Source organism: Actinoplanes sp. NPDC049802 (genome assembly GCF_040656595.1).
In the GTDB taxonomy this organism is placed as follows: domain Bacteria; phylum Actinomycetota; class Actinomycetes; order Mycobacteriales; family Micromonosporaceae; genus Actinoplanes.
This window is the reverse complement of the sequence record NZ_JBFAMR010000143.1, coordinates 1-9,743: the sequence shown is the minus strand read 5'-3', so window position 1 is coordinate 9,743 and position 9,743 is coordinate 1. Positions and strand designations below refer to the sequence as shown.

Annotated in this window: 8 protein-coding genes; 2 read left to right on the top strand and 6 right to left on the bottom strand. The window is 72.3% G+C overall.

The window, feature by feature from the left end; genetic code table 11:
- The first annotated feature begins 134 nt into the window (after positions 1 to 134).
- The gene (locus AB0I88_RS40505; protein WP_361037487.1) at positions 135 to 545 is read left to right on the top strand and encodes a VOC family protein; all 411 of its coding nucleotides are present in this window, start codon (positions 135 to 137) and stop codon (positions 543 to 545) included.
- A gap of 39 nt (positions 546 to 584) precedes the next feature.
- Here the strand turns inward: AB0I88_RS40505 and AB0I88_RS40500 are convergent, their stop codons facing one another.
- From AB0I88_RS40500 to ribA, 4 genes are all read right to left on the bottom strand, one after another.
- Complete coding sequence (locus tag AB0I88_RS40500; RefSeq protein WP_361037485.1) at positions 585 to 998, bottom strand: DUF4259 domain-containing protein; 414 nt, start codon at positions 996 to 998, stop codon at positions 585 to 587.
- A gap of 527 nt (positions 999 to 1,525) precedes the next feature.
- Positions 1,526 to 3,607, bottom strand: a complete 2,082-nt coding sequence (gene recQ, locus AB0I88_RS40495) for a DNA helicase RecQ (RefSeq protein WP_361037483.1) — start codon at positions 3,605 to 3,607, stop codon at positions 1,526 to 1,528.
- A 36-nt stretch (positions 3,608 to 3,643) separates the two neighbouring features.
- Positions 3,644 to 5,572, bottom strand: coding sequence for a SpoIIE family protein phosphatase (locus AB0I88_RS40490; protein WP_361037481.1), 1,929 nt, complete (start codon positions 5,570 to 5,572; stop codon positions 3,644 to 3,646).
- A gap of 50 nt (positions 5,573 to 5,622) precedes the next feature.
- Positions 5,623 to 6,297, bottom strand: a complete 675-nt coding sequence (gene ribA / locus AB0I88_RS40485; protein ID WP_361037479.1) for a GTP cyclohydrolase II — start codon at positions 6,295 to 6,297, stop codon at positions 5,623 to 5,625.
- Positions 6,298 to 6,409: 112 nt separating this feature from the next.
- On the opposite strand from ribA, the gene AB0I88_RS40480 reads away from it, so the two are divergent.
- The gene (locus AB0I88_RS40480) at positions 6,410 to 7,096 is read left to right on the top strand and encodes a dihydrofolate reductase family protein (protein WP_361037477.1); all 687 of its coding nucleotides are present in this window, start codon (positions 6,410 to 6,412) and stop codon (positions 7,094 to 7,096) included.
- 8 nt (positions 7,097 to 7,104) lie between these two features.
- Here AB0I88_RS40480 and AB0I88_RS40475 read toward each other — a convergent pair whose 3' ends face one another.
- Positions 7,105 to 8,235: a lysylphosphatidylglycerol synthase transmembrane domain-containing protein gene (locus AB0I88_RS40475; protein ID WP_361037475.1), complete on the bottom strand. Its 1,131-nt coding sequence runs from the start codon at positions 8,233 to 8,235 to the stop codon at positions 7,105 to 7,107.
- A gap of 51 nt (positions 8,236 to 8,286) precedes the next feature.
- Positions 8,287 to 9,063, bottom strand: a complete 777-nt coding sequence (locus AB0I88_RS40470) for a class I SAM-dependent methyltransferase (RefSeq protein WP_361037489.1) — start codon at positions 9,061 to 9,063, stop codon at positions 8,287 to 8,289.
- Positions 9,064 to 9,743: the final 680 nt, after the last annotated feature.

Sequence of the window (9,743 nt, the reverse complement as noted above, 5' to 3'; positions counted from 1 at the left end):
CGTCCGCAGCCAACGACAACAACGCTGGGGCCGACCCCGACTCAAGGCCGCCTGAACCTCAGACCCGGCAAACGTTCATGGACAACGCACTAGCGGCCGGGGGCAGACGAATCCGACGACGATGGAGTGTTCTGATGACGTCCAGGCTCAACCCCTACCTCGCGTTCAACGGAAACGCGCGTGAGGCCATCGAGTTCTATCAGTCGATCTTCGGTGGCGACCTGTCGATCAGCACGTTCGGTGAGTTCGGCGCACCCGATCCGGCTATCGCCGGCCAGGTGATGCATGCTCGGCTCGACACACCGCAGGGCTACACGCTCATGGTGTCCGACACACCTCCGGGCATGAGCCACAGTCCGGGAGACAACATCACTGTCAGCCTCAGCGGCGACGACGGTGACGAGTTGCGCAAGGCCTGGGAGGCGCTGTCGGCCGGTGGCACGATCAGCGTGCCGCTGGAGAAGCAGATGTGGGGTGACGAGTTCGGGCAGCTCGTCGACCGGTTCGGCATCCCATGGATGGTCAACATCGCCCAGCCCCAGTGACGGCACCGCGGGCGGCCCCGAGCCGCCCGCGGCCAGTCGTCAGGCGGCCGTCGCCAGGACCTCACGAATCGGCTGGAGGGCGGCAAGCGCCTTGGGCAGGCCGTCCTCCCACACCTCGGCCCACTCCGAGTCGTCGCCGGCCACCCGGTCCAGGGCTCGCAGCGCGAGGGCGGGCAGATCGTCCGGCAGGTCGAGCTCGCCGCCCTCAGTGAGGAAGTCCGGGGCGTAGGGGGCAGCCAGAGGCGTGCCGCCGGGCAGCGCCGAGGCGATCACCGCGGCCGCGGCGATGGCCTGGCAGCCGGCGTCGATCTCCAGGTATTCGTTCTCGTGCAGGACCTCCTCGAGGGTCTCCCGGATGAAGGCGGCGCGCTTTGCCGGGAGGGTCTCGTGCAGGTCGCCGCTCCAGTCGGCGGCGTCGTCGTTGTCGAACGGCCCGAAGTCCCAGGCGCCCATCGATGTCCTCCCGGTGTGGTTCGTGACGTCATGCTCCGCAGATGATCACATGATCTGCCGGTGACTCCGATCATGACAGTACGACGTCACGCTGAGTGAGTATTGAGGTGTCTGCCCGCACTCCGTGTCACTCTTCCGGCAAGGATCTTGAAGGGGTGTCCTGGATAGTGCGACGGGACGGTGTTCGCCCTGTTCGGAGGGGGTGAGGTGGGCATCCGCAGCTGGTGGACCCACGGGTTGATGACCAATCCTCGACCGGGAGTCCACTGTGGTGACGGGCACGTGCCGCATTCCTGAGGGTCACTGTGTGATCACTGTGCTGCTTGCGCTCCCGGAGGCCGCGGCCACGTCCGGGCCGTGCCCGTCATCCCGCGGCCGCCGCGGGCCTGCGCCCGCGTCCGGGCCGTGCCCGCGTCCGGGCCGTGCCCGCGTCCGGGCCGTGCCCGCGTCCGGGCCGTGCCCGCGTCCGGGCCGTGCCCGCGTCCGGGCCGTGCCCGCGTCCGGACCGCGGGTGCCGGATGGGGGCCTCAGTCGTCGAATGGGTTGGGTTCCTCGTCGAACAGGTCATACTCGGCGAAGCCGGAGTCGGGCTCGGGCTCCGCACCGTTGTGGAGCCCGGCGGACTTCCCGGCTTCGGCTCCGGGACCGGGACCGGCCTCGAGCCGGGTGACCGGCTGCCGCGGCGGCCGAGCGGCCGGCAAGGCGCCGGCGGTGGAAGGCGGGATCTCGTCCGCGGCCGGGCCGTCGGGGAGAGTCTCTCCGCGGACCGTGGCCAGCACCTGATCGCCGAACTTGGTGAGTTTGCTCTGGCCGACCCCGCTCACCGTGCCGAGCTGGTCCAGCGAGGTGGGCGCCAGCGCCGCGATGGCCCGCAACGTGGCATCGTGGAAGATCACATAAGCCGGGACGCCCTGCTCCTTGGCGGTGGCACCCCGCCAGGCACGGAGCCGCTCGAAGAGGCCGGCCGCCTCACCGGACAGGTCGACGGGCGGCGCGGCGGCCCGGCCTCCACCGCCGGCGGAGGACGACGACCGCCGGGACGCGCGGGGGACCGCTGCCTCCCGGCGCATCAGCAGTTTCCGCTCCCCACGCAGGACCTCCCCGCTGCGCGCCGTCAGCGCGATAGTCTGGTGTGCCGGCTCGACGGCCAGGAAGTCCCCGGCCAGCAGCTGCCGCACCACGTTGCGCCACTCGACCTCGCTGAGGTCGGCGCCGATGCCGAAGACGGTCAGCTCGTCGTGGCGGAACCGGCTCGCCTTGTCGGTGCGCTTGCCCAGCAGGATGTCGATGCTCTGCTGCGCCCCGAACCGCTGCCCCCGCTCCTTGTGCAGCCGGAACACCGTGGACAGCAGTTTCTGCGCGGGCACCGTGCCGTCCCACGACTCCGGCGGCGTCAGACAGTTGTCGCAGTTGCCGCACGCGTTCGCGGCGGACTGCCCGAAGTACTGCAGGATCTGCTCGCGGCGGCAGGTGACGCTCTCGCACAGCGCCAGCATGGCCTCCAGATGACGGGCGGCGTTGCGCCGGAACGCCACGTCGCCCTCGGAGCCCTCGATCATGCGGCGCTGCTGCATCACGTCCTGCAGCCCATACGCCAGCCAGGCCGTCGACGGCAGCCCGTCACGCCCGGCGCGCCCGGTCTCCTGGTAATACCCCTCCAGGGACTTCGGCAGATCCAGATGGGCGACGAAGCGGACATCAGGCTTGTCGATGCCCATGCCGAAGGCGATGGTCGCGACCATGACCAGCCCGTCCTCGCGGAGGAAACGGGACTGGTTCTCGAAGCGGGTCCGCGCGTCCAGGCCCGCGTGGTACGGCAGCGCGGGAATCCCGTTCCGGGAGAGGAACTCGGCGTGCCTCTCCACCGAGGCGCGGGACAGGCAGTAGACGATCCCGGAGTCGCCGGCGTGCTCGGTGCGCAGCAGGTCGAGCAGTTGCCGGGACGGGTTGTTCTTCGGAACGATCCGGTACTGGATGTTGGGCCGGTCGAAGCTGGCGGTGAAGTGCCGCGCGCCGGTCAGCTGGAGCCGCTCGGCGATCTCGTCACGGGTGGCCGGGGTGGCGGTGGCGGTGAGCGCGATGCGGGGCACGTCCGGCCAGCGCTCGTGCAGCATCGACAGGGCCAGGTAGTCGGGCCGGAAGTCGTGCCCCCACTGCGCCACGCAGTGCGCCTCGTCGATCGCGAACAGCGAGATCCTGCCCCGGTCGAGCAGCCGCTGCACCCCGGCCGTGCCCAGGCCCTCGGGCGCCACGTAGAGCAGGTCGAGCTCGCCGGCCACGAACTCGGCCTCGACGAGGCGCCGCTCGTCCAGATCCTGCGACGAGTTCAGGAAGTTCGCCCGGACGCCGAGGGTGCGCAGCGCGTCGACCTGGTCCTGCATGAGCGCGATCAGCGGCGAGACGACCACGCCGGTGCCGGGCCGGACCAGGGCCGGGATCTGGTAGCACAGCGACTTGCCGCCGCCGGTCGGCATCAGCACCAGGGCGTCGCCGCCGTCGATGACGTGCTCGACGACGTCGCCCTGCTGCCCGCGGAACGACGGGTAGCCGAAGACCCGGTTGAGGGCGTCGGTGGCGCTGGACACGGAAAGCGAGGGGGCCGAAGTCACCCCGCGAAGTCTAGAGAGCCGAACGGATGATCGGATTCACCCTGTGGATGACGGGAGACCGACCAGGTCGAGAATCCGCCGGGCCGGGGAACCGGCGGCCGCGACCAGGGTCAGCGGCGCCTTGTCGCCGTGGTGGTTCGCGGCGACCTGATGCAGCGCGGACACCCCGGCGCTGGCCAGATGGCTGACCCCGGTCAGGTCGACGGTCATCGGCACGGTGCCGCCCCGGCTGCGGCGCAACAACTCCTGGAGCACGTGGGCGGCCGTCGCCGCGTCCACGGGACCGTCCAGGCGTACCCGGGCCTCGTCGTCTCCGGGCAGTTCGGTGACGGTGAGCTCGGTGGCCCGGGGCGCGGCGTCGGCCGTCGCGTCGAAGCGGGCCAGCAGCCGGGCCGGGCGGACCAGCGGATGCCGGATGGTGGCGACCGTGCCGCCGGCGCCCGGCTCGACCCGCAGACTCTGCACGAGCTGGGCGGTGAGCGCCAGACCCCGGCCGCGGGTGGGCTGCCGCTGCGGCACCCGCCAGCCGCCGTGGTCGGTGACGGTGGCGTGTACCGTGCCGGTCCGGTCCAGCTCGGCGCGGATCTCGATGACGTCACGGCCGAAGTCGCCGCCGAACGCGTGCTCGATCGCGTTGGTGGCCAGCTCCCCGACGGCGTGCTGAAGGGCGAAGACGTCGGGCTCGGCCGCGCCGACCGCGGCCAGCCAGCCGGCCAGCCGGGTCCGGGCGCCGCTCAGCGCCGCCGGCTCCGCGGGCACGTCGAGGACCAGTTCCGGTACGGCCGGAATCCGCTGTGCCGCCAGCAGCGTGATGTCGTCGGCGTGCCCACCGGTCCGGACGAGCAGCTCCAGCGTCTGGGTGCAGACCCGTTCGGCGGCGGTCGACGGGTCCCGCAGCGCCCGCCCGGCAGCCGCGTCCGTCGCCACCTGCGCCAGCTCGACGGCGCTGTCCAGGGTGCCGTCGCGCCCACCGCCGGGCCGTTCCAGGATGCCGTCGGTGTAGAGCAGCAGCACGTCCCCTTCGGCGAGCCGTCCGGTGTGCACCGGGAAGGTCCCGCCGGTGCCGAGCGGCGTGCCCCGGGTGCCGGGCAGGTAGTGTGCGTCGCCGTCGGCGGGAATCAGCAGCGGCGCCGGATGGCCGGCCGTGCAGTAGGACAGTTCACCGCTGCCCGGGTCGAAGACGGCCAGGCACACGGTGGACGCGTACGCCGCCCGCACCCGTACGGCGAGCCGGTCGGCGGAGGCCAGCGCCTCCTCGATGCCGGCCCCGGCGTCGAGCCGCTCCTGCAGGACGGCCCGCAGTTGGCCCATCACCCCGGATGCGGTGACCCCGTGCCCGACGACGTCGCCGACGACCAGCGCGATCCGCCCGTCCGGCTGGGCGATCGCGTCGAACCAGTCACCGCCGGCCGCCGTCTCCGCGTCGGCGAGCAGATAGCTGGCCGCCACCTGCAGCCCCGGTAGCACCGGCAGCCCGGACGGCAGCAGCTCCCGTTGCAGGGCGTTCACCACGTCGCGGCTCTCCTCGTAGCGGCGGCGCAACCGGTCCGCCTCGGCCTCGGCGGCCAGCCGGGTACGCGCCAGCTCGGTGACGTCGAACCCGGCCCCGATGACGCCGCGCCGTTCGCCGTCCGCGCCGAGCCACGGCACGATCGTGAACGTCGCGAACATCTCCAGCACCGACCCGTCGGGCTGGTCGATGTGGGTGCGCCACTGTCGCCCGCTGACCGGCTCCCCGGTCCGGTACACCTCGTAGTACGCGTCCACATACTGCTGGCCGGCCAGATCGGCGATGACCTCGCGGATCGGCCGGCCCAGGATGTCGCGGCCGGGGAGCACGGCCCGGGTGGCCGCGTTGCACGCGACCAGCAGAAGGTCCGGCCCCTCGCACACGGCGACGATGAACGGCAGCTGATCGACAGCGGCCATCATCGCGTCGAGTTCACCGGCCCCCGGTATGTCCACGCTCGTCACCATGCCATCGTGCCGGACCCGCCGCTAGAAGGCGCCGAACGTCACTCGGCCAGGGGCAGATCGATGGTGTGGGCGGTGTGTGACGCCTTGACGCTCAGGTATCGGACGTTGGCGGCGGAGAGGTGTACGCCGGTCGGTATCCGCTGGGTGACGTCGATGCCCAGATCGGCGAGCTGGCCGGCCTTGTCGGGGTTGTTGCTCAGCAGCCGCACCCGGTCCACACCGAGCGCCAGCAGCATCTGCGCCGCCGCCGTGTAGTCACGCTCGTCCTCGCCGCGTCCCAGCGCCACGTTCGCCTGGTACGTGTCGAGGCCGTCGTCCTGCAGGGCGTACGCGTCGAGTTTCGCGTACAGGCCGATGCCGCGGCCCTCCTGTCGAAGGTAGAGCAGAAATCCGCCCTGCTCGGCGATCCGCTCGACCGCCTCGCGCAGCTGCGGGCCGCAGTCGCAGCGCTGGCTGCCGAAGACGTCCCCGGTGAGGCACTCGCTGTGCGGCCGGACCAGCGGCGCCCGGCCGCCCGCCGCCGATTTGGTCAGGGCCCGTTGCCAGTCGCCGAGACCGAGCGCGAGATGCTCCTTGCCGTCGGCCAGGCCGTCGAATGTCATCACCCGTGCGCTGGTCGCGTAGCCGTCCGGAAAACGCAGCGGCACGGTCACCTGCCGGCGGATGCTTGCCTGGGCAGCAGCGCTCATCTGCATGGCCGTGGCCTCGAACATCGGTCCTCCTCATTGGTTCCCGCCGTGCTCGGCGTCGTCAGATGCACTGCCCGGAGATCGGCCCTCGCACACAGCGGATTATGGTGAGGAACAATCCCGGGAGGCGTCATCGGTGGCTGAGCGTCCTTACACCTTGCTGAGCTGTGGCATGTCGATCGACGGCTACGTCGACGACACGACCCAGGAGCGGCTGCTCCTCTCGAACGAAGCGGATTTCGACCGGGTCGACGCGGTCCGCGCCCAGTGCGACGCGATCCTGGTCGGCGCCGGAACGATCCGGCAGGACAACCCGCGGCTGCTGGTGCGCTCCGCGGCCCGCCGGGCCGAACGGATCGCCCGAGGGGATGATCCGGACCCGGTGAAGGTCACCGTAACCGGTAGCTGCCACCTCGACCCGGCCGCGTCGTTCTTCACCACAGGCGAGTCCGCGAAGCTCGTCTACTGCGCCACGTCGGCTGTGGACGATGCCCGGAAACTGCTCGGCGACCGGGCCACCGTCGTCGACGGCGGTGACCCGGTCGACGTGCGGGTCGTCTCCGCCGACCTGGGCGCGCGCGGCGTACGGCGGCTCATGGTCGAGGGCGGCGGCCAGATGCACACCCAGTTCCTCACCGCCGGGCTCGCCGACGAGTTGCAGCTGGTGGTGGCCCCGTTCTTCGTCGGCGACTCCCGGGCGCCGCGGTTCGTCCACGACGGAGTGTTCCCGTGGAGCGCCGGCAACCGGGCCACCCTCGCCGAGGTGCGGCCGATCGGTGACGTGGTGTTGCTGCGCTACGCGCTGTCCGAGCGGTTCGGCTGACCCTGCGATCAAGCCGCGACACCGCCGGAGTAGGCGGGGCGCGCGCCCACCCGTACCGGGACTCGCCGGCCACGATCGGCCGGAAGCGGCACGATCACCGGAAGCGGCGCCATGGCCGGCGCCGAAACCACCGTCAGCGTCCGCCCGGTCATCGCCGCGACGGGCCCGGTCACCGCGGTGACGGGTGCGGTCACCGGCTGCTCGCGACGGCGCGCCACCAGCCGCAGCAGCAGGATCACCGCGCCGGGCGCCGCCGCCACGAACGCCAGGATGCCGTAGGCCACCGCGATCGTCAGACCCTGCGCCGCGCTCAGCCCGGCCGCGCCGAACGCCCACGCCATGATCCCCTCCCGCGGGCCCCAACCGCCGACGTTGACCGGCAGGCCCATCGCCAGCAACGCCAGCAGCAGCAGCGGCGCCAGCTCCAGCAGCGTCGCCGTGCTGCCCGCGGCCCGCGCCGCCACCATGAACATCGCCAGATGCCCGGTGAGCGCCGCGGCCGAGGCCAGCAGCACCGCCGGACCGTTGCGCCGCGACAGCAGACCCGCCCGGATCTCGGTCATCCCGGTCCGGGCCGCGCCGGCCGCCCGGGACCGCCCGCGCCGCAGCCGCCGCAGACCGGCGACGATCAGAACGGCGGCCACCGCGACACCCACGCTCACCGCGGCCACCCGCCCCACGTTGCCCTTCAGCAGGGTCAGGACCGGCGAGGGTACGGAGATGAGCACCGCCGCCCCCACCACCAGCAACACGACCTGTCCCGCGATGCGTTCCAGCACCACCGCCCGGACGCCGCGGCCCAGATCACCCTCGTCGCGGCCGTGCCGGACCGCGCGGCCCACGTCGCCGAGGATCCCGCCCGGCAACGCGGCGTTGAGGAACAGCGCCTGGTAGTAGTCGGCGGTCGCGTCCTTCAACGGCAGCCGCATGCCCAGGGCCCGCGCCACCAGACACCACCGCCATGCGGTCAGCACCGTGGTCGCGGCGCCGATCCCCAGCGCCGCCGCCAGCGCGCCCGTGTCGAGCACGCGCAAACCGTCCAGGAACGCGCCGGTCCCGAACCGCCACAGGACCAGCGCCAGGATCCCGGCGCCGCCCAGCAGTTTCAGCCAGGTCCAGATCGATCGCGTCACGTCCATCGTCCCCTCGTAGCTCTCGAGGACTAGTACGCCCGGCCGGTGGCCCAAGGTTCAGCTGAAGATCGCCAAAAGATCGGTGTGCCCGACGGACGCGTGCGGGAGCGCCGCGAGACGCCGCTCCACATAGTCGCCGACCGGCAGGTCAGGCCGCTGTTCCAGGGCCGCCGCGACCCAGCCGCGCAACCATTCGGCGGTCAGCGCGGGCAGCGCCGGACCCAGCCGCCACGGGCTCGGCCGGACGATCACCCGGGCCCCCGCCTTCTCGAACGCGGCCACCGCCACCTCCGGCGCGTCCGGCCCGAGCAGCCGCCGGCCGTCCTCGGCACGCCGCTGATGCGCGTTGAACGCCGCCTCGATCTCCGGGTCGAGCGGGTCGTGCGGGGCGAGCCGTACCTCCCCGTTCACCGACAGGGTGAACAGTGCCCCCACCTTCGCCCGCGCGCACACCGCGGCGAGCCGTTCCACCTCCTCGGCGGTCAGCAGGTCCAGCAGCGCCGAACAGGTCACCAGGTCCGTCTCCGCCAGGTCGGCGACGGTCAGTTCGGTGACGTCGCGGCGCTGGGTGCTGACGGTCACCGCCTCGGGCATGTCCCCGGCGGCCCGCAGCAGCAGCGCCGGATCCCGGTCCGTCATGATCCAGTGCTGCGGCAGCGGCAGCCGCGGCGCCAGCCACCGGCCCAGCGAACCGGTCCCGCAGCCCAGGTCACGCACGGTCCGTACCGGCCGGGGCAGCTCGCCGATCAGCTCGGCGGCCCGGGCGGCCGCGTCGGCCGGCTCCCGCAACGCCAGCCAGGCGGCGCTGAAGTCGCCCTCACCGTCCCCGCTGATCGTCGCCGCCGGCTCGGATGCTCGGACCCGCGGACCGGCCCCGCCGAGCGGCCCGCCCTCACTGAACGGTTCCCCTTGGCCGAGCGGTGCGCTCGTGCTGAGCGGAGTGCTGTCGCTCAACGGCCCGCCGTCACCGAGTGGCCCGCTCCCACTGATCGGCCTGCTTTCGCTGAACGGTTCCCCTTGTCGGAGCGGTGCGCCCTCACTGAACGGTTCCCCTTGGCGGAGCGGTGCGCTCGCGCTGAGTGGAGTGCTGTCGCTCAGCGGCCCGCCGTCACCGAGTGGCCCGCTCCCACTGAGCGGTCGGCTTTCGCTGAACGGTTCCCCTTGTCGGAGCGGCCCGCCCTCACTGAACGGTTCCCCTTGGCGGAGCGGTGCGCTCGTGCTGAGTGGAGTGCTGTCGCTCAACGGCCCGCCGTCACCGAGTGGCCCGCCTTCGCTGAACGTGGCGATCTCCTGATCCGTGCCGCCGTACACTGCCGTGCCGGGCGGTGTCGGCCCACTCCCGGTCTCGATCCTGCCGTGCACTTCGGTCATTTCATGCCTCCTCGGCGTCGTCGCCCGTTCCGGACGCGGTTTCGGCTGGCTGTCGGCGCTGTCTCCCGGGGTGGGAGGTCGGCGCCGAGTTGGAGTGGACCACACACCGAGCCGCCGACCCGTCCGCGCAACTGCGGGCCGGT